Source organism: Streptomyces sp. NBC_01232 (assembly GCF_035989885.1).
In the GTDB taxonomy this organism is placed as follows: domain Bacteria; phylum Actinomycetota; class Actinomycetes; order Streptomycetales; family Streptomycetaceae; genus Streptomyces.
Map to the genome: position 1 here is coordinate 5,777,841 of NZ_CP108518.1, position 21,951 is coordinate 5,799,791.

Sequence of the window (21,951 nt, forward strand, 5' to 3'; positions counted from 1 at the left end):
GGTAAAGACCCGAACCACCAGGGAGCACGTCCGTTGGCTGTAATAGCACGCTGGTGCATGCGCCATCGCCTCCTCGCCGTCCTGATCTGGCTGCTCGCACTCGGCGCGACCGCAGCGGCCGCGGCGACCACCGGGTCGGCGTTCTCCAACGACTACGAGGTCCCCGGCACCGAGTCCGGCAAGGCGAACGCCCTCCTGCGCGAGGGCTTCCACGGCCAGGGCGGGGACACCGACACCATCGTGTGGCGGGCCCCGGACGGGCAGAGCGTGCGCACCCCGGACACGGAACGGCGCATGACCCGCGCGCTCGACGCCGTCGCCGGGCTCCCCGGCGTCGGATCGGTCGCCGGACCCTACGGTCCGGGCCCCGAGAACGCCGCACGGATCAGCCCCGACGGGCGCACCGCCTACGCCGTGGTGACCTTCGACCAGCAGGCGGACTCCGTCCCCAAGGCCCAGGCCCGGGCGGTCGTCGACGCCGCGAAGAACCCCACCACCGAGACCGGCGGTCTCCAGGTCGAACTGGGCGGCCGCGCCATCCAGCTCACCGAGGCCCCCACCGCGCACCTGGCCGAGGTCATCGGCGTCGCCGTCGCCGCCCTGGTCCTCTTCCTCGCCTTCGGCTCGCTCGCCGCGAGCCTGCTGCCCATCGCGACCGCCCTGGTCAGCGTGGGCACCGCCTACTTCGGCATCACCCTCCTCGGGCACGCGATGCCGGTCGCCGACTTCGCCCCGATGCTCGGCACCCTCATCGGCCTCGGCGTCGGCATCGACTACGCGCTGTTCATCGTCACCCGGCACCGCAAGGCCCTGGCACGGGGCAGCACGGTCGAGGAGGCGGCCGCGAACGCCGTCGCCACCACCGGCCGGGCCGTCGTCTTCGCCGGTGCCACCGTCTGCATAGCCCTGCTCGGCATGCTGGTGCTGCGGCTGAAGTTCCTGGACGGCGTCGCGATAGCGGCCTCCGTGACGGTGGTCCTGACGGTCGCCGCCTCGGTCACCCTGCTGCCCGCCCTCCTCTCGTACATCGGCACCCGCGCCCTCTCGCGTCGCGAACGCCGCAGGCTCGCCGCCGAGGGCCCGGCCCCCGAGCAGACCTCCGGCTTCGCCGTCCGCTGGTCCGCTTTCGTCGAACGGCACCCCAAGCTGCTGGGCGTCATGGCCACCGCGGTCATGCTGGTACTGGCCGTGCCCACCCTCTCCCTCCACCTGGGCACGTCCGACCAGGGCAACAACCCGGCCACCTCCACCACCCGGCAGGCCTACGACCTGCTGGCGCAGGGGTTCGGTCCCGGTACCAACGGCCCGCTGACCGTCGTCGCCCGGCTCGACGGCGCCGGCGACCGGCTCGCCGTCGACCGGCTGGCACAGGCGCTCCGTACGGCCGAGGGCGTCGCCTCCACCGGCCCCGCCGTCCTCAACCGCAGCGGCGACACCGCCGTCCTGACCGTCGTACCGGACTCCGCCCCGCAGTCCCGGGCCACGAGCGACCTCGTCGACAGGCTCCGCCAGGACGTCATCCCGGTTGCCGGGCAGGGCAATTCCATGGAGATCCACGTCGGCGGCGTGACGGCCGCCTACGACGACTTCGCCGAGGTCATCATCGGCAAGCTGCCGCTCTTCGTCGGCGTGGTCGTCGCCCTCGGCTGCGTGCTCCTGCTGCTGGCCTTCCGGTCCATCGGCATCCCGCTGAAGGCGGCGGCCATGAACATCGCCGCCGTCGCCTCCTCCTTCGGCGTCGTGGTCGCGATCTTCCAATGGGGCTGGGGCAGCGAGCTGCTGGGCCTGGGCAGCGCCGGGCCGATCGAACCCTTCCTGCCCGTGATCATGGTGTCCGTCCTCTTCGGGCTGTCGATGGACTACCAGGTCTTCCTCGTCAGCCGGATGTACGAGGAGTGGCTGGAGACCGGTGACAACCGGCGGGCCGTGCGCGTGGGCCTCGCCGAGACCAGCCGGGTCATCAACTCGGCCGCCGTCATCATGATCTCCGTGTTCCTGGCCTTTGTACTCAGCGGCGACCGGATCATCGCGATGTTCGGCATCGCGCTCGCCGCCGCCGTCGCCCTCGACGCCTTCGTGCTGCGCACCCTCCTCGTCCCGGCCCTGATGCACATGCTCGGCGGGGCAAACTGGTGGCTGCCCGCCTGGCTCGACCGGCGCCTGCCCCGGATCAGCATCGAGCCCCCCGAACACCGCCCGCATGCGAAACTTCCCGGGCAGCGGCCCGCCGCGGACCTCGCCACGAGCGAGGACCGCGCCGAGCCCGCCACCACCTCCCGGTGATCCGGCCACCCGCCGCCCGAGACCCAAGGAAGACCGCGCATGTTCTCGATAGATCTCGCCGAAGACGCCCAGTTGTTCCCGCTGGAGGCCCGGCACGCCCAGGAGTTCTTCGCGCACATCGAGCGCGGACGTGAATTCATCGGCCAGTACGTCGGCTTCCCGGACCGCTCCACCGACCTCGACTCCGCCCGGGCCCTGCTGGCCAAGTACGCGGTGAAGGCGGGGGAGGACGGTGCGCGCTTCTTCGGCATCCGGCTCGACGGCACGCTCGTCGGCGGGGTCCTCTTCCCGGCGTTCGACGCGGAGAGCGGCAACTGCGAGATCGGCTGCTGGCTGGAGCCCGACGCGGCCGGCCGCGGCCTGATCACCAAGGCCTGCCGGGTCCTGATCGACTACGCCTTCGGCGAGCGCGGCATGCACCGCATCGAGTGGCACGCAGCCTCCGGCAACAAGAAGAGCCTCGCCGTGGCCGCGCGCCTCGGCATGAGCCGCGAAGGCGTCATGCGGGAGAACCACCTCCACCGCGGGGTCCGCCAGGACACCGAGGTCTGGTCGATCCTCGCCCACGAGTGGGCCGCGACCCGATCCGCCTGATCCCCGCACGGGCCCCGCCGGGCGCGGGGCCCGCGAAGTCCGCGTCCGCAGCCACGGCCCGCGGATTCTCAGAAGAATCTCAGACAGGGCGCCTACGGTGCCCCGCATGGACACCACGAAGACCCCCGCCCCGAACGCCTCCGAGGCGGACACCACCCCGGCCGACCTCACCAAGGCCGAGACCCCCGAGCCGGCCGAGGCCGACACCGCCGTCACCGACGAGGTCACCGACGCGGACCTCGACGACGAGGCGTTCGCCGAGGAGCTGGCCGAGGACCGGGAGCCCGGCCACGTCGGATCCGCGGCCTCCGCGATCGTCGCCGCGGGTCTGGGTGTCGTCGCCCTCAGCGGGAGTTGGGTCGCGGGCATCGTGTCCGAGCGCGCGAGCGTCGCCGCCCGGCTCGAGCTGAGCCAGGCCGCCGACGCCAATGCGCAGATCGCCGCCCAGTTCGTCGACCCGTGGCACACCACCGCGATGGTGAACGGCATCTTCTCCGCCCTCGCCCTGATCATCGCCATCTTCGTGCTGGCCCTCCCCGCCTTCAGCAGCCCCGAGCGCATCCTCCCGACCTGGGTGCGGTCCGTCTCCTGGGCCGGCATCGGACTGGGCGCCCTCGGCGTACTGCTCTTCGTCCTCATGTACTTCGACCTCCTCCTCGCCATCCCCAAGGCGGCGGGCGCGGGCGCCTAGGCACGGCCTAGGCACTGCCTTAGGTCCGCACGGACCGCCCCGGGGCTCCACGGCCCCGGACTAAGGCCCCCCGCCCCCGGCAGATGCGGCATGCGACCGATGTGCCGGTACCCCCTGGGACGCGAATCTTGGATCACACCGAACGAGGTGTCCGGGAAACGCGACCAGGGAGCACGAGATGTTCGAGTACGAAATCGCCACCGCCGTCCGCAGCGCCGACCTCATCCGCGAGGCTGCCGAATACCGCACGGCCCACGCGGCCGGGAACGCCCACCGCGCCTCCTCGCCCGGCCAGGGCCCCCGAAGGCCGGTGAGCACGCTCCGGAGCCGGTTCACCCGCTCCGCGCCCCGCGCCGCGTGACCCCACGCGTGATCATGAGCGCACCGGCGACCAGTGCCGCCGGGCAGGACCTCTGTGCGATGCTCGGCGACGTGGAGACCAGATCTGTCAGCCCGGTGTTCGTCGGCCGAGCCGACGAACTGGCCGTACTCACCGACGCACTGGCCCGCGCCGCGGGCCAGGAGCCGCAGGCGATGCTCGTCGGGGGAGAGGCCGGAGTCGGCAAGACCCGCCTCACCGAGGAGTTCCTCTGCGAGGCGGACCGCCGCGGCGCCGTCGTCGCCGTCGGAGGCTGTGTGGAGATCGGGGCGGAGGGACTTCCCTTCGCCCCTTTCTCGACGGCGCTGCGCACCCTGCACCGCCTGCTGCCCGGGGAGCTCGCCGCCGCTGCCGCCGGCCACGAGGACGAACTCGCCCGGATCCTCCCCGAACTCGGCGACACCCCGCGCGGCCCGCACGACGAGGAGAGCACCGCCCGGCTCTTCGAACTGACGGCCCGCATGCTGGAGCGCCTCGCCGCCGACCGGACCGTCGTCCTGGTCCTGGAGGACCTGCACTGGGCGGACACCTCCACCCGGCACCTGCTCTCCTACCTCTTCCGAGCCCTCGGCAGCGGCCGCCTCGTCATCGTCGCCACCTACCGCGCGGACGACGTGCACCGGCGTCACCCCCTGCGCCCGCTCCTCGCCGAACTCGACCGGCTCCGCACCGTCCGGCGCATCGAACTGTCCCGCTTCAACCGGGCCGAGGTACGCCGCCAGCTCGCCGGCATCCTCGCCGCGGAGCCCGACGAGGACTTCGTGGACTCCGTCTTCGACCGGTCCGACGGCAACGCCTTCTTCGTCGAGGAACTCGTCGCCTCCAAGGAGAGCGGCTGCCGCACCGGACTCACCGAATCCCTGCGCGACCTCCTCCTCGTCCGCGTCGAGGTGCTCCCCGACGAGACCCAGCGCCTGGTGCGCATCGTCGCCGAGGGCGGCTCCACCGTGGAGTACCCGCTGCTGCGCGCGGTCGCCGGGCTCACCGAGGACGAGCTGATCGAGGCGCTGAGAGCCGCGGTCGGGGCCAACATCCTGCTCGCCACCCCCGACGGCGACGGCTACCGCTTCCGGCACTCGCTGGTCCGCGAGGCCGTCAGCGACGACCTGCTCCCCGGCGAGCGGGCCCGCGTCAACCGCCGCTACGCCGAGGCCATGGAAGCCGACGGCACCCTCGTCCGTGCCGAGGAGCGGATCATCCGGCTGGCCAGCTACTGGTACCAGGCGAACGATCCCGCCAAGGCGCTGCCCGCCGTACTGGCCGCCTCCGTCGCGGCCCGGCGCCGGCACGCCTACTCCGAGCAACTGCGCCTGCTGGAGCGGGCCGTGGACCTGTGGGACAGCGCTCCCGAGGACGTCCGCGACGCCCTCCACCCGGCGGACTTCACCGAGGTGTACCCGCCCGGCGGCTGCGACCCGGCCACCACCGCGCTCCAGCGGCTCGACCTGCTGGCCGAGGCCACCGTCACGGCGCGCTACGGCGGGGAGCGCGATCGCGCCCTGAAGATCACGAAGACGGCGCTGCGCATGCTGGAGGACGACCACGAACCCCTGCGGGCCGCCTGGTTCTGGACCGAGCGCTCCCGGCTGATCGCGGGCCTCGGGCGCGGCGACGGCTGGCAGGAGATAGCCAAGGCGCAGGAGCTCGTCCGGGGGCTGCCCCCGTCGCAGGTGCACGCCGAGGTCCTGGTCCGGGCCGCGAGCTGGGGCATGCTCCACAAGCCGGGCCCCGACAACCTCGCCGCCGCCGAACGCGCGGTCGAGTACGCGCGCATGGTCGGCGCCGAGGAGACCGAGCTCAACGCCCGGATCACGGCCGGAGCCCTGCTCATCGACGCCGGCGACGGCCCGGGCGGCCTCGCCGAAATGCACGCGGTACGGGAACGGGCCACGAACCTGGGCCTCACCATGCTGGCAGGGCATGCACATATCAACCTCACCTCTCAGTTGGAAAGCCTGGGCCGGTCCCGCGAAGCCGTGGAACTGGCCGAACAAGGGGCCGAACTGGTGCGCAGGTCCCGGCTCCTGGACAGCGAGGCCTGGGTCTGCGGGAACATGGCCGAGAGCCTCTACAGCCTCGGCCGCTGGGACGAGGCAGCCGAGGCGGCCCGGCGCACCCTGCTCGTCGGCCAGAGCGCGGCCCCGCGCGGCTCCGCCACCGCACGGCTGGCCTATCTGGCTCTGGCCCGCGGCGAGTCGACGGAGGCGGCCCACCAGCTCGCCGCCGCCCACGCCCACTTCGGCACGGACGAGACCCAGCCCCAGCACCGGATACCGCTCCACCGCCTCGCGGTCGGAGTGGCCGCGGAAGAGGGCCGGATCGCCGACGTCCGCACCGAGACGTCCGCTGCCGTCGCCTCCGGATTCCCGCTCGGGCAGCACCGCTACGCCTGGCCGCTGCTGCTCGCCGCCGCCACCGCGGAGGCGGACGCCCGGGGGCTGCCCGCCGCCGAGGCCGGCCGGGACGCCGCCCTCGACGTGCTGCGCACCGCCGCCCACTCCCTCGCCACGCCGGTCCCGGTGTGGACCGCCTACGCCGAGTACGTCCGGGCCGAACTGCTCCGGGCCGAGGCCCGGGACACCGTCGCCGACTGGGCCGGCGTCGAGAAGGCCGTCCGCCCGCTGGAGCGCCCGTACCTGCTGGCCAAGGCCTGCCACCGGCACGCGGAGGCCCTGCTGGCCGCCGGTGACCGGGAGCCCGCGGCCGCCCTGCTCCGCGAGGCCCACACCACCACCGAGCGCATCGGCGCACGAAGGCTCCGCGAGGACCTGGCCCTGCTGGCCCAGCGCGCCCGGCTCCCGCTGACGGCCGCCGACCCGGCCGCCCCGCCGCCCGCACCGGAGACCGACCCGGCCGAGGCACTCGGCCTGACCAGCCGGGAACGGGACGTCCTACGGCTGGTGGCGGCCGGCAGCACCAACCGGAAGATCGCCGAGGAGCTCTTCATCTCCCCGAAGACGGCGAGCGTGCACGTCTCGAACATCCTGGCCAAGCTCGGTGTCACCGGCCGCGGCGAGGCGGCCGCCCTCGCCCACCGGCTGCGCCTGTTCGCCGAGCCCTCCCCGGTCAGCCCCCGCCCGGAGGCTGATCGTCCAGGCGTATGAGGACCTTGCCGGAGTCGAGGTCTATCGGACCCCGTCCCGGATCGTTGTCATTGACGTCGGTCCGGGACAGCTCCAGCCGCTTCTTCTCCTCGTCGGTGTGTTTGCGTCCCGGGTTGAACAGCTCCTCGATCAGGTTGAACACCGCGCCCACCATGCCCTTCGTCCCCGTCCGGGGACATGCCGGTCACCGCACCGTGAGGGTGAGGATCCGATCGTCGGCCGCTTCCGGCGACCCGCGCCCGTCCGTCTCGCTCGTGACCAGCAGCATGCGGTCCCCGCCGAGGGGCACCACCGTCCGCAGCCGTCCGTACTCACCTTCCAGGAAGGCCTCGGGCTCCGCCACCGGCGCACTACCGGCCAACGGGATGCGCCACAGCCGCTTGCCCCTCAAGCCGGCCATCCAAATCGAACCCTCGGCCCAGGCGATCCCGCTCGGCGAGGCCTCGTCGGGCTTCCACACCGCCACCGGATCCCGGAAACCGGGCAAGCCCGCCTTCCCCTCGGCCTCGGGCCAGCCGTAGTTGGCACCGGGCTCGATCAGATTCAGCTCGTCCCAGGTGTTCTGGCCGAACTCGGCCGCCCACAGACGCTTGTCCTTGTCCCAGGCGAGGCCCTGCACATTGCGGTGCCCGTAGGAGTAGACGACGGAGTCCGCCTCCGGGTTGCCGTGCACCGGATCTCCGTCCGGGGTCATCCGCAGGATCTTGCCGCCCAGCGACTTCTTGTCCTGCGCGAGCCCCGTGTCACCGGTCTCGCCCGTCCCCGCGTAGAGCATCTTGTCCGGGCCGAAGGCGATCCGGCCGCCGTTGTGGATGCGACCCTTGGGAATGCCCCGGAACACCGTGTCCGGCGCGCCCAGTTGCTGCCCGGCAGGCCTCTGCTCGTCATAACGCAGCCGGGCGATGCGGTTGTCGGACTCGGTCGTGAAGTACACATACACCAGCCGGTCCGAAGCGAACGCGGGCGACAGCGCGAGGCCCATCAGCCCGCCCTCGCCGCCAGGAGCCACCCCCGGCACCTTGCCGATCTGCGTCACCGCGCCGGAGCCCGCGGCGACCCTGCTGATCGTCCCATTGTCCCGCGAGGCGACCAGCAGGTCCCCGTCGGGCAGCGGGGCCACGCCCCACGGCGACTCCAGGCCCTTGGCGACCTCGCCGGTCACCGTCACCGCCCCCTTCGCCGGCGGACCCGTGGCCTCGGGCGAGGCGGACGGTCTCCCCGACGGGCCGGGTGACTTGGATCCGGCCGCGGCCGTGCCCGGTGGTGAGCCGCCCGGCCCCGCACCCGGGGCACCCTCCGGCGAGCAGCCCGCCGCCAGCAGGGCGCCGCAGCCGACCAGCGCGAGCGCCGCCAGCACACCCCGGCGCCGCCCGCCCGCGCCCTCGGACCCCGTCTGCCCGGGAGAACTTCCGTATCGCATCGCCCTGCTCCCTTCCGGTCCTCCGATCCTGCCTTCCATCTGTCTCAACAGCTCCGGCAGTTCGCGAAGTTCCGCCACTCGTACACTCGATCGAGTGGATGTGGATCGGCCCCGGCCGCCCGCATCGGCGCCGGAACCCGGGCCCCGATCCGGCCCCGATCCGGCCCCGATCCGGCCCCGATCCGGCCCCGGCCCGGGTCAGTCCCAGGCTCCCACCTCGACCGGGAGGGCCGCGATCTCTGCCAGGTCCCCGGCAGAGAGCCTGACCTCCGCCGCCCGCGCGTTCTCCGCCGCCCAGGACGCCCGGTCGGCCCCCGGCACCGGCACCACCTGGGGCCCTTGCGCCAGCACCCACGCCAGCGCCACCTGCGCGACCGTGACCTCCGGACCGTGCCGCCGCGCCACCCGCCGCAGCCCCGCCAGCAGCACCTGGTTCGAGGCCATCGCCTCCGCCGTGAACCGCGGGTGCCGGGCCCGCACGTCCTGCGGCTCGAAGCCCTCACCCGGCGTGAGGGTCCCCGTGAGGAACCCGCTGCCCAGCGGCATCGCCGCCAGGAACCCCACCCCGCGCGCCGCGCACCACGGCAGCAGCTGCCACGCCGCCTCCGGCGACCACACCGACAGCTCCGCCTGCACCGCGCTCACCGGGAACACCTGCTGCAGCCGCTCCAGGTGCCGCAGGGTCGTCCGGTACCCCCGGTCCCCGCTCCGCCCCGCCCCCGGCCCGGCCCCGGCGCCCAGTGCGCAGAAGCCGAGCGCCCGCACCTTGCCCGCGCCCACCAGCTCCGCCATGGCCCCCCAGGTCTCCTCCACGGGGACGTCCGGGTCCACCCGGTGCAGCTGGTAGAGGTCTATGACCTCGGTCCGCAGCCGCCGCAGCGATGCGTCGCAGGCCCGCCGCAGGTAGCCGGGCCGGCCGTCCGCGACCACGTGCTGGTCGCCCGCCCGCAGGCCCACCTTGGCCGAGACGAACGCCTCGGACCGCCGTTCCCGCAGCACCCGCCCGAGCAGCAGCTCATTGGTGTACGGCCCGTACACGTCGGCCGTGTCCAGCAGGTTCGACCCCAGGTCCAGTGCCGTGTGCACGGCGGCCACGGACTCCTGCCCCCGCCGCCGCGAGGGTGCGTACGCCCAGCTCATCGGCATACAGCCGAGGCCGATGGCGCCCACGCTCAGTGCCCCCGCCCCGATCGACCTGCGCTCCACCCCTGCGTCCCCCTCCGGCTCCGGCCATCAAACTAACGGCTTGATCCGGATGCCTTGGCATAGCCTCGTGATCATGACTGCAATGACCCCGGATGTCTGGCTCCCGTTCCCCGCCGAGGAGATCGAGGGCCTTCCCGACTCCTTCCGGTACCGCCTCTGGGACGGCGAGGACGCCTTCCCGGCCGATCCGGCAGACTGCGTCTTCTACGTGACGCCCTACATGAAGTCCCCCGAGGTGACCGTGCGCCCGCTGGCGGCGATGCCCGCGGTCCGGGTCGTCCAGACCCTGACCGCCGGAATCGACCACGTACTGGGCGGCCTCGGCGACCTGCGACCCGGCGTACGGCTGTGCAACGCCGTCGGGGTCCACACGGCCAGCACCGCCGAGCTCGCCCTCGCGCTGACCCTCGCCTCCCTGCGCGGCATTCCCGGCATGGTCCGTGGCCAGGACCGCGAGGAATGGCGCTCCGGGTTCTACGACGCCCTTGCCGACAAGTCGGTTCTGATCATCGGCTACGGATCCATCGGCTCCGCAATCGAGGACCGGCTCGTGGCCTTCGAATGCGGGCCGGTCGCACGCGTGGCGCGGACGGCGCGGACCACCGCCCGCGGCCCCGTGCACGCCCTCGCCGACCTGCCCGGGCTCCTGCCGCAGGCCGACGTGGTGATCCTCGTGACACCGCTGACGGACGCCACCCGGGGCCTGGCCGGCGCCGACTTCCTCGGCCGGATGAAGGACGGCGCCCTGCTGGTGAACGTCTCGCGCGGCCCCGTCGTCGACACCAAGTCCCTTCTGGCGGAGGTGGAGTCGGGCCGGCTGCGGGCGGCACTCGACGTCACCGACCCGGAACCGCTGCCCGCGGGCCACCCTCTCTGGCATGCTCCGAATGTCCTGATCACGCCCCATGTCGGCGGCAGCAGCTCGGCGTTCGAGCCGAGGGCCAAACGCCTGCTGGCCCGCCAGCTCACGCGGTTCGCAGCCGGAGAGCCCGTGGAGCACACGGTGTTGATCACCGAGTGAGGTGTGCTGTGCACGCTCCGCTGTCACCCGAATGCTTAGGGTGTGTGCAACTCCCCGCTCGGTAACGGAGAGTAGAGGGACTATGTCCCTGAGTGACGAAAGTGGTGTATCGTCCGGAAGAAGGGGCTGCGCCACGAACGTCTGGCGCTGGGGAGTGTCGGACACTTTGGGGGGCGACGGGCGATGTACGGCCAATGGACGAAGGATCCGATGCGGCACAGCCGCCGAAGGCGACGCTGCCGGGACTGGGCTGCACCGGAACCAGCCGGCGAGGGGGACCGGTGAGTACCCCGGGGGCGGCTCTCTTGAACCGTCCGTCCGTCTCGGGCGGAGGCAAGGGCCTGGCGATGCAGCTGCTCCTCGCGGTGGTCAGCGGCGGGTATGCCGTCGGCGCCGCCCTCAACTGGGGTTCGGAGGAAGTCGCCGAGATCATGGGCGACTTCGGGCTCAGCGCGGCCGGACTGCTCGCCGCCGTCTCCTGCTACTCGTACGCCAGGGCGATCGACAGCCGTGAACGCCCCGCCTGGCTGCTCTTCGCCTTCTCCTCCCTCATGGGCGCCTGCGGCAACGCCGTCTGGGGCTGGTACGAGGTGGTCCTCGGCGAGGAGGTGCCCAAACCCTCGCTCGCCGACTTCGCCTTCCTCTGCTTCGCCCCGCCCGCCATCGTGGGCCTGCTCGTCCTCGCCAAACGTCCGGTCACCCGCGCCGGCTGGGTGTGCCTGGGACTCGACTCCTGGCTCATCGGCGGCTCCCTGCTCACCCTCTCCTGGAGCCTCGCCCTCGCCCACGCCGCGCGGACCGCACAGTCCGGCGCCCCCGGCAGCGTCCCGCGCGCCGCGCTCTCCCTCGCCTACCCGCTCCTGGACATCGCGCTCGTATCGATGGTCCTGGTCCTGCACTTCCGGCGCAGCGAGACCAACCGCTCCGCCGTCAACACCGCCATCGCGGCGCTGGCCCTGACCGTGCTCAGCGACGCCCTGTTCACCTCGCCCCTGCTCAGCGCCGAGTACCAGTCCGGACAACTGCTCGACGCCGGCTGGTTCGCCGGCTCGCTGCTGCTCGCGTACGCGCCCTGGGGCGCCCGGCGCATCCACCCGCCCCCGGAGCCGGCCGGGCGCCCGCGCCCGGACCGGTCCCACAGCCGCCCGATCACCGGCTCGCTGCCCGCCCTCACCCCGTACCTCGCGGCGGCCGTGTGCACCCTCGGCATCCTGTACAACGTCGTGGACGGCCGGAAGGTGGACCGGATGGTCGTCTTCACCGGCTGCACGGTCGTACTCGCGCTCGTCATCCGGCAGGGCATCATGCTCCTCGACAACATCGCGCTGACCCAGGAACTGGCCCAGAAGGAGAACCACTTCCGCTCCCTGGTCCAGGGTTCCAGCGACGTCATCATGATCGCCGCCCCCACCGGGACCCTGCGCTACGTCAGCCCCGCCGCCGCCGGGGTCTACGGCCGCGAGGCGGAGGAGCTGGTCGGCTCCGAACTCGCCACCCTGATCCACCCCGACGACCTCGGCCGGGTGGTCCACGAGGTGCGCCGCTTCCTCGCCGCACCGCCGGCCGAGGAGCCCACCACCCGCATCGAGTGCCGCTTCAAGTCCGGCGACGGCGAGTGGCTGAACGTGGAGTCCACGGTCAACCGCCACCAGGGCGGACTCATCCTCAACAGCCGGGACGTCACCGAGCGGGTCCGGCTCCAGGCCCAGCTCCAGCACAGTGCCGAACACGACCCGCTGACCGACCTGCCCAACCGGGCCCTGTTCACCCGGCGCGTCCGGCAGGCCCTGACCGGCCGGCGCGCGGGCGACCGCAGCACCGCCGTGCTCTTCATCGACCTCGACGGCTTCAAGGCGGTCAACGACACCATCGGCCACCAGGCCGGTGACGAGCTGCTTGTCGAGGCCGCGCGCAGGCTCCAGGACTCGGTCCGGGCCGGGGACACCGCGGCCCGCCTCGGCGGTGACGAGTTCGCCGCGCTGATCCTCGGCGACGGAAACCGCGATGCCAGTGCCCGCGAGTACCAGGTGCGGGAGATCGCCGACCGGCTGCGCACCACCCTCTCCCAGCCGTACCGGATCGGCGGCAGCGAGGTGCGCGTCGCCGCGAGCATCGGAGCGGCCTTCGCCGACCCCGGCATCACCCCTTCGGACCTGATGCGCAACGCGGATCTCGCCATGTACCGGGCCAAGGCGGGCGGCAAGGACCGCGTCGAGATGTACGCCCCCCAGATGCAGGCCGAGGTGGTGCGCAAGGCCGAGCTGGCGGGCAAACTGCGGACCGCGCTGCACGAGGGCGAGTTCGCCCTGCTGCACCAGCCCGTGGTCTCGCTGGCCACCGGCGAGGTGTCGGCCGTCGCCGCGCAGGCCCGCTGGCGCTCCGCCCAGGGGATCCTCTTCACCCCGGCGGAGTTCCTGCGGGTCGCCGAGTACAGCGAGGGCAGTGCCGGCGGCCCCGGCTCCGCCGGCCAGGACGCCTCGCGCACCGCCGAGCTCGGGCGCTGGCTGCTGGAGGAGGCCGTGGAGCAGGCCGCCGACCGGCACCGGGCCGGCCACGGCGTACCGGTGGCCGTGCGGATGACCGCGCAGCGGCTGCTGGACCGGTCCATGCCGCTCGGCTCCGTGGAGGCGCTGCTGACCCGGCACGGCCTGCCCTCCGGCGCCCTGGTGCTGGAGCTCGCCGTATCCGACCCCAGAGTGCCCTTCGACGACCTGGAGCGCCGCCTGACAGCTCTGCACCGGCTCGGGGTGGGTATCTCCCTGGACGGCTTCGGAAGCGGCTACGCGGCCATCAGTGCCCTGCGTCGCCTCCCCGTGGACATGCTCAAGCTGGACCGCGGGCTGGTGGAGGGCGTGGTCGAGTCCGCCCGGCTGCACAAGATCACCGCCGGTCTCTTGCGGATCGCAAACGACCTGGGCATGCGCTCCGTGGCCGACGGCGTGGACCTGCCCGAGCAGGTCCTGGCGCTGCGCGCGATGGGGTGCACGCACGGCCAGGGAATGGCTTTTTCCGGCCCGCTCGACGAGTACAGGCTGCGGCGTGCGCTGGTGCGCGGTACGTTCCCAGTACCGGGCGGAGCAGCCCAGCCAGCACTGGCCGGAGGTTCCCCCGGGGGCTCGATGGCCATCCGCAGAGGCTCACATAATGAGACGCCCGTCCCACCTACTTGACATCACCCTCCCGCCAGAGGGAGGGTCAATGCCATGCGCACCCGAATTCTCGTACTTGGAAAGCGCGTCGGCTGAAGCTGGGACCTGCATGTCCCCGCTCAACACACCCGACGCGCTCCCCTCGCTTGCCTTCTGGCACGAGGGGTTTTTTGTTGCACTGGCACAGAGTCGAATCCGCGTAAAACCCTCAGCTTCGAGAAGAGAATGCCGATGACCGAGCAGGCCACCGGGGCCCACCATCCGCAGCCGCGGCCCCGTTCCGGCGGACAGCAGTCCGCCGCAGTTGAGCACGTCACGGGTGCGCAGTCCCTCATCCGCTCTCTCGAAGAGGTGGGGTGCGACACCGTTTTCGGAATTCCGGGCGGCGCCATCCTTCCCGCGTACGACCCGATGATGGACTCGAAGAAGGTCCGTCACATCCTGGTCCGCCACGAGCAGGGGGCCGGTCACGCCGCCACCGGCTACGCGCAGGCCACCGGCAAGGTCGGCGTCTGTATGGCCACCTCCGGCCCGGGCGCCACCAACCTCGTCACCCCGATCGCCGACGCGCACATGGACTCGGTCCCGCTCGTCGCGATCACCGGGCAGGTCTCCTCCAAGGCGATCGGCACCGACGCCTTCCAGGAGGCGGACATCGTCGGCATCACGATGCCGATCACCAAGCACAACTTCCTGGTCACCAAGGCCGAGGACATCCCGCGGACGATCGCGGAGGCCTTCCACATCGCGGCCACCGGCCGTCCCGGCCCGGTCCTGGTCGACATCGCCAAGGACGCCCTGCAGGCGAAGACCACCTTCTCGTGGCCGCCCGCCCAGGACCTCCCCGGTTACCGGCCGGTCACCAAGCCGCACGCCAAGCAGATCCGCGAGGCTGCCAAGCTCATCTGCCAGGCCAAGCGCCCGGTCCTGTACGTCGGCGGCGGCGTGATGAAGTCCGGCGCGACCGCCGAGCTGAAGGTCCTCGCCGAGCTGACCGGCGTCCCCGTCTGCACCACCCTGATGGCGCTGGGCTCCTTCCCCGACAGCCACCCGCTGCACGTCGGCATGCCGGGCATGCACGGCAGCGTCACCGGCGTCACCGCGCTGCAGAAGTCGGACCTGCTGATCGCCCTCGGCACCCGCTTCGACGACCGCGTCACCGGCAAGCTGGACAGCTTCGCCCCCCTCGCCAAGATCATCCACGCGGACATCGACCCGGCCGAGATCGGCAAGAACCGCGCGGTCGACGTCCCGATCGTCGGTGACGCCCGCGAGGTCATCGCCGACCTGATCCAGGCCGTCCAGGCCGAGCACACCGAGGGCAACGCAGGCGACTACACCGCCTGGTGGAGCGACCTCAGCCGCTGGCGCGACACCTACCCGCTGGGCTACGACCTGCCCGCCGACGGCAGCCTCTCGCCCCAGCAGGTCATCGAGCGGATCGGCGCGCTCGCCCCGAAGAGCACGATCTTCGCGGCGGGCGTCGGCCAGCACCAGATGTGGGCCTCGCACTTCGTCAAGTACGAGGAGCCGCGCACCTGGCTGAACTCCGGCGGCGCCGGAACCATGGGCTACGCGGTCCCCGCCGCGATGGGCGCCAAGGTCGGTATGCCCGAGCGCACGGTCTGGGCGATCGACGGCGACGGCTGCTTCCAGATGACCAATCAGGAACTGGTCACCTGCGCCCTGAACAACATCCCGATCAAGGTCGCGATCATCAACAACGGCGCGCTGGGCATGGTCCGCCAGTGGCAGACCCTGTTCTACAACCAGCGGTACTCCAACACCGTTCTGCACGCCGACGAGACCGGTCACGACACGGTCGGCTCCCAGCTCGGCGAGTCCATCGCGCCCCGCAAGGGCACGCGCGTCCCGGACTTCGTCAAGCTGTCGGAGGCCATGGGCTGCGTGGCGCTGCGCTGCGAGGACCCGGCCGACCTGGACAAGGTCATCGCCGAGGCCAACGCGATCAACGACCGCACCGTCGTGATCGACTTCATCGTCCACGAGGACGCCATGGTCTGGCCGATGGTCGCCGCCGGCACCTCCAACGACGAGGTCATGGCAGCCCGGGGCGTCCGTCCCGACTTCGGCGACAACGAAGACGACTGAGCCGAGAGAGCCGAGAGAGAGAACGCCTCACATGTCCAAGCACACGCTCTCCGTCCTGGTCGAGAACACGCCCGGCATCCTCGCCAGGATCGCCGCGCTGTTCTCCCGCCGCGGGTTCAACATCGACTCCCTCGCGGTCGGCGTCACGGAGCACCCCGACATCTCCCGCATCACCATCGTCGTCAACGTCGAGGACCTCCCGCTGGAGCAGGTGACCAAGCAGCTCAACAAGCTGGTCAACGTGCTCAAGATCGTCGAGCTGGAGTCCCACAACGCCATCGAGCGCGAGCTCGTCCTGGTGAAGGTCCGCGCCGACAACGAGACCCGCTCGCAGATCGTCGAGATCGTCCAGCTGTTCCGCGCCAAGACGGTCGACGTCTCCCCGGAGGCCGTCACCATCGAGGCCACCGGCGGCTCCGACAAGCTCGGCGCGATGCTCAAGATGCTGGAGCCCTTCGGCATCAAGGAGCTCGTCCAGTCCGGAACGATCGCCATAGGGCGTGGCGGCCGGTCCATCACGGACCGCAGTCTGCGCGCGCTCGACCGCAGCGCCTGACCCGCCGGCCCGGCCCGGCGGACACGTCGGCCGGGTCAGACACGCTCTGCTCGCATAGCGAGACCGAGAAACTCAGATTCCGTTCCCCGCCGTACGGTGGGAGCAACACCAGCGCACCAAGGAGATATCCCAGTGGCCGAGCTGTTCTACGAGAACGACGCCGACCTGTCCATCATCCAGGGCCGCAAGGTCGCGGTCATCGGTTACGGCAGCCAGGGCCACGCCCACGCGCTGTCGCTCCGTGACTCCGGCGTCGACGTCGTCGTCGGTCTGAAGGAGGGCTCGAAGTCCAAGGCCAAGGCCGAGGAGCAGGGTCTGAAGGTCGTCCCCGTGGCCGAAGCCGCCGCCTGGGCGAACGTCATCATGATCCTCACGCCGGACCCGCTGCAGGCCGAGATCTACGAGGAGTCCATCAAGGAGCACCTCGAGGAGGGCGACGCGCTCTTCTTCGGCCACGGCTTCAACGTCCGCTACGGCTTCATCAAGCCCCCGGCCAACGTGGACGTCGCCCTGGTCGCCCCGAAGGGCCCGGGCCACCTGGTCCGCCGTCAGTACGAGGAAGGCCGCGGCGTGCCCTGCATCGCCGCCGTCGAGCAGGACTTCACCGGTTCCGCCTTCGCGCTCGCGCTCTCGTACGCGGCCGGCATCGGCGGCACCCGCGCCGGCGTCATCAAGACCACCTTCACCGAGGAGACCGAGACCGACCTGTTCGGTGAGCAGGCCGTCCTCTGCGGTGGCGCCTCCGCGCTGGTCAAGGCCGGTTTCGAGACCCTGACCGAGGCCGGCTACCAGCCGGAGATCGCGTACTTCGAGTGCCTGCACGAGCTGAAGCTCATCGTGGACCTCATGTACGAGGGCGGCCTGGAGAAGATGCGCTGGTCCGTCTCCGAGACCGCCGAGTGGGGCGACTACATCACCGGCCCCCGCGTCATCACCGACGCCACCAAGGCCGAGATGAAGAAGGTCCTCGCGGAGATCCAGAGCGGCGAGTTCGCCAACACCTGGATGGCCGAGTACAAGGCCGGTCTGCCGAAGTACAACGAGTACAAGAAGGCCGACGAGGCGCACCTGCTGGAGACCACCGGCAAGAAGCTGCGCAAGCTGATGAGCTGGGTCGACAGCGACGAGAGCTGATCGGGTGACAGTGGGGCCGGGACACGTGAGGTCCCGGCCCCACCGCGCATCACCGGAGGGCCGCGGCCGTCCGGACGGACGGGGTACCGGGGCCCGGGAATCCGGCCCTCACGGGCCCGGGTTGTCCACCTCGGCCAACCACGGACGGGTGATCCTTCCGTACAGGCGGAAAGCCGGCCCGTCGGCGCCACTACACTGCTCAACACATACGCGTCAGGCCCACAGTGTCGTGCGTCTTCCACGCGGCTACCCCCTCCACCGCCTGCGGCCGTCGGGACGGCCGTCCGCACTGGACTTGTGAGGACCCACGTGAGCTCGAAACCTGTCGTACTCATCGCCGAAGAGCTGTCGCCCGCCACCGTGGAGGCGCTCGGACCGGACTTCGAGATCCGGCACTGCAACGGCGCCGACCGCGCCGAGCTGCTGCCCGCGATCGTCGATGCCGACGCGATCCTCGTTCGCTCCGCCACCAAGGTCGACGCCGAGGCCATCGCCGCGGCCAAGAAGCTGCGGGTCGTCGCGCGCGCCGGTGTCGGCCTGGACAACGTGGACGTCTCCGCCGCCACCAAGGCCGGCGTGATGGTCGTCAACGCCCCGACCTCGAACATCGTGACCGCGGCCGAGCTCGCCTGCGGCCTGCTCGTCGCCACTGCCCGCAACATCCCGCAGGCCAACACCGCCCTGAAGAACGGTGAGTGGAAGCGGAACAAGTACACGGGTGTCGAGCTCAGCGAGAAGACCCTCGGTGTCGTCGGCCTCGGCCGCATCGGCGTCCTCGTCGCGCAGCGGATGTCGGCCTTCGGCATGAAGATCGTCGCGTACGACCCCTACGTACAGCCCGCGCGCGCCGCCCAGATGGGCGTCAAGATGCTGGCGCTGGACGAGCTGCTGGAGGTCGCCGACTTCATCACCGTGCACCTGCCCAAGACCCCCGAGACCCTCGGTCTCATCGGGGACGAGGCCCTGCACAAGGTGAAGCCGTCCGTCCGCATCGTCAACGCCGCCCGCGGCGGGATCGTGGACGAGGCTGCGCTGTACACGGCCATCAAGGAGGGCCGCGTCGCCGGCGCCGGTCTCGACGTGTACGCGAAGGAGCCCTGCACGGACTCCCCGCTCTTCGAGCTCGACCAGGTCGTCTGCACCCCGCACCTCGGCGCGTCCACGGACGAGGCCCAGGAGAAGGCCGGTGTCTCGGTCGCCAAGTCGGTGCGACTCGCGCTCGCCGGTGAGCTCGTGCCCGACGCGGTCAACGTCCAGGGCGGCGTCATCGCCGAGGACGTACGTCCGGGCCTGCCGCTCGCCGAGAAGCTCGGCCGCATCTTCACCGCCCTCGCGGGCGAGGTCGCGGTCCGCCTCGACGTCGAGGTCTGCGGCGAGATCACCCAGCACGACGTCAAGGTGCTGGAACTCTCCGCCCTCAAGGGTGTCTTCGAGGACGTCGTCGACGAGACCGTCTCCTACGTCAACGCCCCGCTGTTCGCGCAGGAGCGTGGCGTCGAAGTCCGCCTGACCACCAGCTCGGAGTCCCCGGACCACCGCAACGTGGTGACCGTGCGCGGCACCCTGTCGGACGGTCAGGAAGTCTCGGTCTCCGGCACGCTCGCGGGCCCGAAGCACCTTCAGAAGATCGTTGGCGTCGGCGAGTACGACGTGGACCTGTCGCTCGCCGACCACATGGTCGTCCTGCGCTACACCGACCGCCCCGGCGTGGTCGGCACCGTCGGCCGCGTGCTCGGCGAGGGCGGTCTGAACATCGCGGGCATGCAGGTCGCCCGTGCCGAGGCGCACGGCGAGGCGCTCGCCGTCCTCACCGTCGACGCCGCGGTACCGGCGAACGTCCTCGCGGACATCGCCTCCGAGATCGGCGCCGTCTCGGCGCGCACGGTCAGCCTCGCCTGAGTCCTTCGGGGCAGTGACGTGAAGGAAGGGCCCGGGGGACGCCCCCGGGCCCTTCCGCATTCCCGCGGCCCCGCGCCGCACAGGACTGTTCAGTTGTACGTCGCCTCGTGGACGCGGGCTCCGTCGCCCGCGGCCGGCTCCGCCGCGGGCGGGGCGGGAGCTTCGATCCCGCGCATCAGAGTCGCGGCGAGCACGGCCGCCCCGAGCAGCAGCGCCGTACCGCCCCAGGCCGCGTACTGCATGCCGTGGACGAAGGCCTCCCGGGCCAGGGCCAGTACCTGCTCGCCCGCGGCGCCGCCCACCTGGTGGGCGGTGGCGACGGCCCCGCCCAGGGTCTCCCGTACCGCGGGCTCGGAATCCGTAAGGTCGCTGCGGTACACGGTGGTGCCCAGGCTCCCCAGCAGGGCCATCCCGAGCGCCCCGCCGAACTCCTGGCCGGTCTCCAGCAGCGAGGCGGCGGTCCCGGCCTTCTCGGCGGGGGCCGAGGACAGGGCCAGGTCGGACACCAGGGACATCACGGTGACGATGCCCGAGGCCAGCAGTCCGGCACCGACCAGGAGCAGCCACAGGGAGTCCGTCCCGACCAGCCCGAGCAGGGCGAACCCGGCTGCGGCGAGGACGAACCCGCCGGCGATGACATGGGCTCGGTCCGTCTTCAGCGCCAGGGCCGCGCCGACCGGCGCGGCGGCGCCGATCACCACCGAGGGCGCGAGGCTCCACAGGGCGGCTTCCAGGGTGCCCATGCCGAGCACCGACTGGAGGTACTGGGTGATGAAGTAGGCCGAGCCCATCATGGCGAACGCGGCGACGGTGTTCAGGCCGATGCCCGCCCCGAAACCGCGGCCCCGGAACAGTTCCCGGCTCACCATGGCGTCGTCACGGGTGCGCTGGCGGCGGACGAAGAGGTGTCCGAAGGCCAGGCCTACGGCGATGCAGCCCACGTACGCGGGCTCGAAGCCCTCGGCGGCGATCTCCTTGAGCCCGTAGACGACCGGCAGCACGGCCGCCATGGACAACGGCACGCCCAGCAGGTCGAAGCGGCCGGGGGCGGGGTCCTTGAACTCCGGTACCAGGACCGGGACCAGGATCAGCAGGAGGAGCATCGCGGGCACGTTGATGAGGAAGACGGAGCCCCAGTACCAGTGGTTCAGCATCACTCCGCTGAGCACCGAGCCGAGGGCGATGCCGCCGGTCATGGCCCCGGACCAGATGGCGATGGCCTGCCCGCGCTGGCGGTCGTCCTGGAAGAGGTTCCGTACGAGGGCCAGCGTGGACGGCATCAGGGTCGCGCCGCCGATGCCGAGCAGGACACGGGCCGCGATCAGCAACTCGGCGCTGGTGGCGAAGCCGGCGCCGATCGAGGCGAGGCCGAAGGCGCTCGCGCCGATCAGGAGCAGCTTGCGGCGCCCGATCCGGTCGCCGAGCGAGCCCATCGTGATGAGCAGGCCGGAGAGGGCGAAGGCGTAGCTGTCGAAGATCCAGAGCTGCTGGGTGGAGCTCGGGTCCAGCTGTTCGGTGATGGCCGGGACGGCGAAGTAGAGGACGGAGACGTCCATCGAGACCAGGAGCAGCGGCAGCAGGAGGACGCAGAAGGCTGTCCATTCGCGGCGGCCGGCACGTCGCGCTGTGGCGGCGGGAGTTGTCATGAGCAGAAATGTACAGACGTATTAAACGCTTGTCTATGACGGATGTATGAAACTGTTGTCTGGGACGGTTGTCTTGCTACCGTTCGGTCATGGGACATCGCGAAGATCTGCTCGAAGGCGCCAAGAAGTGCCTGGTCGAGAAGGGGTTCGTGCGCACCACCGCGCGCGACATCGTCAGCGCCTCGGGGGCCAACCTGGCCTCCATCGGGTACCACTACGGCTCGAAGGACGCCCTGCTCGCCCAGGCCTTCATCGGTCTGATCGAGGAGTGGGGCGCGGGCTTCCAGGACGGCCTCGAGGGCGAGGGCGGCTCGCTGGAGCGCTTCCGCGCGCTGTGGGAGGGCGTGCTGGCGCAGCACGAGAAGTCGGGTCCGGTGTGGGCGGCCAGCCTGGAGGTGGCGCTCGGCCGTGACGAGCGGCCGGAGCTGCGGTCGATGCTCGCGGCCTCGCAGGCCGAGGGGCGCCGCGGGTTGATCTCGATGCTCACCGGCACCCCGGAGGACCGGCTCGACGAACGGGACGTCCGCACCCTGGGCAGCTTCTACCAGGCGCTGCTCAACGGCCTGATGATCCAGTGGCTCTTCGATCCGGAGTCGGCGGCCACCGCCGAGGAGTTCACCGAGGGGATGCGCCGGGCCGCCGAGGCGATGACCCGGTCCCACGGATAACCGGAGCCGGAACCACCGCCGGCCGCTCCCCGTCCCAGCCCCGAATCGGCCCTGGACGAGGGGGAGTCACCGTGGTGCGAGCGGCAGCG

At 71.6% G+C, this 21,951-nt stretch carries 16 protein-coding genes; 12 read left to right on the top strand and 4 right to left on the bottom strand.

Annotated elements, in window-relative coordinates; translation table 11 throughout:
• Positions 1–33: 33 nt before the first annotated feature.
• The 5 genes from OG444_RS26890 (at position 34) to OG444_RS26910 (ending at position 7,051) form a co-directional block, all read left to right on the top strand.
• Positions 34–2,283, top strand: coding sequence for an MMPL family transporter (locus OG444_RS26890; RefSeq protein ID WP_327264582.1), 2,250 nt, complete (start codon positions 34–36; stop codon positions 2,281–2,283).
• A gap of 39 nt (positions 2,284–2,322) precedes the next feature.
• Positions 2,323–2,877 carry a GNAT family N-acetyltransferase gene (locus tag OG444_RS26895; protein WP_327264583.1) on the top strand — a complete coding sequence of 185 codons (555 nt, stop codon included), beginning with the start codon at positions 2,323–2,325 and terminating at the stop codon, positions 2,875–2,877.
• Positions 2,878–2,983: 106 nt separating this feature from the next.
• The gene (locus OG444_RS26900; protein ID WP_327264584.1) at positions 2,984–3,568 is read left to right on the top strand and encodes a hypothetical protein; all 585 of its coding nucleotides are present in this window, start codon (positions 2,984–2,986) and stop codon (positions 3,566–3,568) included.
• Positions 3,569–3,746: 178 nt separating this feature from the next.
• Positions 3,747–3,929 carry a hypothetical protein gene (locus tag OG444_RS26905; protein WP_327264585.1) on the top strand — a complete coding sequence of 61 codons (183 nt, stop codon included), beginning with the start codon at positions 3,747–3,749 and terminating at the stop codon, positions 3,927–3,929.
• 59 nt (positions 3,930–3,988) lie between these two features.
• A complete protein-coding gene (locus OG444_RS26910; protein ID WP_442810781.1) occupies positions 3,989–7,051 on the top strand; it encodes a helix-turn-helix transcriptional regulator in 3,063 nt (1,020 codons plus the stop codon).
• Here the strand turns inward: OG444_RS26910 and OG444_RS26915 are convergent.
• The 3 genes from OG444_RS26915 to OG444_RS26925 form a co-directional block, all read right to left on the bottom strand.
• Complete coding sequence (locus tag OG444_RS26915) at positions 7,014–7,205, bottom strand: DUF6191 domain-containing protein (protein WP_327264587.1); 192 nt, start codon at positions 7,203–7,205, stop codon at positions 7,014–7,016. The two genes, OG444_RS26910 and OG444_RS26915, sit on opposite strands and share 38 nt — an antisense overlap.
• 30 nt (positions 7,206–7,235) lie before the next feature.
• Positions 7,236–8,471: a PQQ-dependent sugar dehydrogenase gene (locus OG444_RS26920; RefSeq protein WP_327264589.1), complete on the bottom strand. Its 1,236-nt coding sequence runs from the start codon at positions 8,469–8,471 to the stop codon at positions 7,236–7,238.
• 198 nt (positions 8,472–8,669) lie between these two features.
• Positions 8,670–9,677: an aldo/keto reductase gene (locus tag OG444_RS26925; RefSeq protein WP_327264590.1), complete on the bottom strand. Its 1,008-nt coding sequence runs from the start codon at positions 9,675–9,677 to the stop codon at positions 8,670–8,672.
• Positions 9,678–9,750: 73 nt separating this feature from the next.
• On the opposite strand from OG444_RS26925, the gene OG444_RS26930 reads away from it, so the two are divergent.
• From OG444_RS26930 to serA, 6 genes are all read left to right on the top strand, one after another.
• Positions 9,751–10,698 (top strand): 2-hydroxyacid dehydrogenase, encoded by a 948-nt coding sequence (locus OG444_RS26930; protein ID WP_327264591.1) that lies wholly within the window; start codon positions 9,751–9,753, stop codon positions 10,696–10,698.
• Positions 10,699–10,979: 281 nt separating this feature from the next.
• Complete coding sequence (locus OG444_RS26935) at positions 10,980–13,868, top strand: putative bifunctional diguanylate cyclase/phosphodiesterase (RefSeq protein ID WP_405790744.1); 2,889 nt, start codon at positions 10,980–10,982, stop codon at positions 13,866–13,868.
• A gap of 204 nt (positions 13,869–14,072) precedes the next feature.
• The gene (locus OG444_RS26940; protein ID WP_327264592.1) at positions 14,073–15,959 is read left to right on the top strand and encodes an acetolactate synthase large subunit; all 1,887 of its coding nucleotides are present in this window, start codon (positions 14,073–14,075) and stop codon (positions 15,957–15,959) included.
• Positions 15,960–15,990: 31 nt separating this feature from the next.
• Positions 15,991–16,515 carry an acetolactate synthase small subunit gene (ilvN, locus tag OG444_RS26945; protein ID WP_030010002.1) on the top strand — a complete coding sequence of 175 codons (525 nt, stop codon included), beginning with the start codon at positions 15,991–15,993 and terminating at the stop codon, positions 16,513–16,515.
• Positions 16,516–16,647: 132 nt separating this feature from the next.
• Positions 16,648–17,649, top strand: a complete 1,002-nt coding sequence (gene ilvC, locus OG444_RS26950) for a ketol-acid reductoisomerase (RefSeq protein ID WP_327264593.1) — start codon at positions 16,648–16,650, stop codon at positions 17,647–17,649.
• 309 nt (positions 17,650–17,958) lie between these two features.
• Positions 17,959–19,548, top strand: coding sequence for a phosphoglycerate dehydrogenase (gene serA / locus OG444_RS26955; RefSeq protein WP_327264594.1), 1,590 nt, complete (start codon positions 17,959–17,961; stop codon positions 19,546–19,548).
• Between the two features lie 89 nt (positions 19,549–19,637).
• On the opposite strand, the gene OG444_RS26960 is transcribed toward serA, so the two are convergent.
• A complete protein-coding gene (locus tag OG444_RS26960; protein ID WP_327264595.1) occupies positions 19,638–21,194 on the bottom strand; it encodes an MFS transporter in 1,557 nt (518 codons plus the stop codon).
• An 89-nt stretch (positions 21,195–21,283) separates the two neighbouring features.
• Between OG444_RS26960 and OG444_RS26965 the strand changes: the two genes are divergently transcribed.
• A complete protein-coding gene (locus tag OG444_RS26965; RefSeq protein WP_327264596.1) occupies positions 21,284–21,862 on the top strand; it encodes a TetR/AcrR family transcriptional regulator in 579 nt (192 codons plus the stop codon).
• Positions 21,863–21,951: the final 89 nt, after the last annotated feature.

Excerpts from the sequence above, each read along its gene's own strand:
- OG444_RS26895 (WP_327264583.1), top strand. The coding sequence starts at position 2,323 with ATGTTCTCGATAGATCTCGCCGAAGACGCCCAGTTGTTCCCGCTGGAG.
- OG444_RS26900 (WP_327264584.1), top strand. The coding sequence starts at position 2,984 with ATGGACACCACGAAGACCCCCGCCCCGAACGCCTCCGAGGCGGACACC.
- OG444_RS26905 (WP_327264585.1), top strand. The coding sequence starts at position 3,747 with ATGTTCGAGTACGAAATCGCCACCGCCGTCCGCAGCGCCGACCTCATC.
- OG444_RS26910 (WP_442810781.1), top strand. The coding sequence starts at position 3,989 with ATGCTCGGCGACGTGGAGACCAGATCTGTCAGCCCGGTGTTCGTCGGC.
- OG444_RS26915 (WP_327264587.1), bottom strand. The coding sequence starts at position 7,205 with ATGGTGGGCGCGGTGTTCAACCTGATCGAGGAGCTGTTCAACCCGGGA.
- OG444_RS26920 (WP_327264589.1), bottom strand. The coding sequence starts at position 8,471 with ATGCGATACGGAAGTTCTCCCGGGCAGACGGGGTCCGAGGGCGCGGGC.
- OG444_RS26930 (WP_327264591.1), top strand. The coding sequence starts at position 9,751 with ATGACTGCAATGACCCCGGATGTCTGGCTCCCGTTCCCCGCCGAGGAG.
- OG444_RS26940 (WP_327264592.1), top strand. The coding sequence starts at position 14,073 with ATGCCGATGACCGAGCAGGCCACCGGGGCCCACCATCCGCAGCCGCGG.
- ilvN (WP_030010002.1), top strand. The coding sequence starts at position 15,991 with ATGTCCAAGCACACGCTCTCCGTCCTGGTCGAGAACACGCCCGGCATC.
- OG444_RS26960 (WP_327264595.1), bottom strand. The coding sequence starts at position 21,194 with ATGACAACTCCCGCCGCCACAGCGCGACGTGCCGGCCGCCGCGAATGG.
- OG444_RS26965 (WP_327264596.1), top strand. The coding sequence starts at position 21,284 with ATGGGACATCGCGAAGATCTGCTCGAAGGCGCCAAGAAGTGCCTGGTC.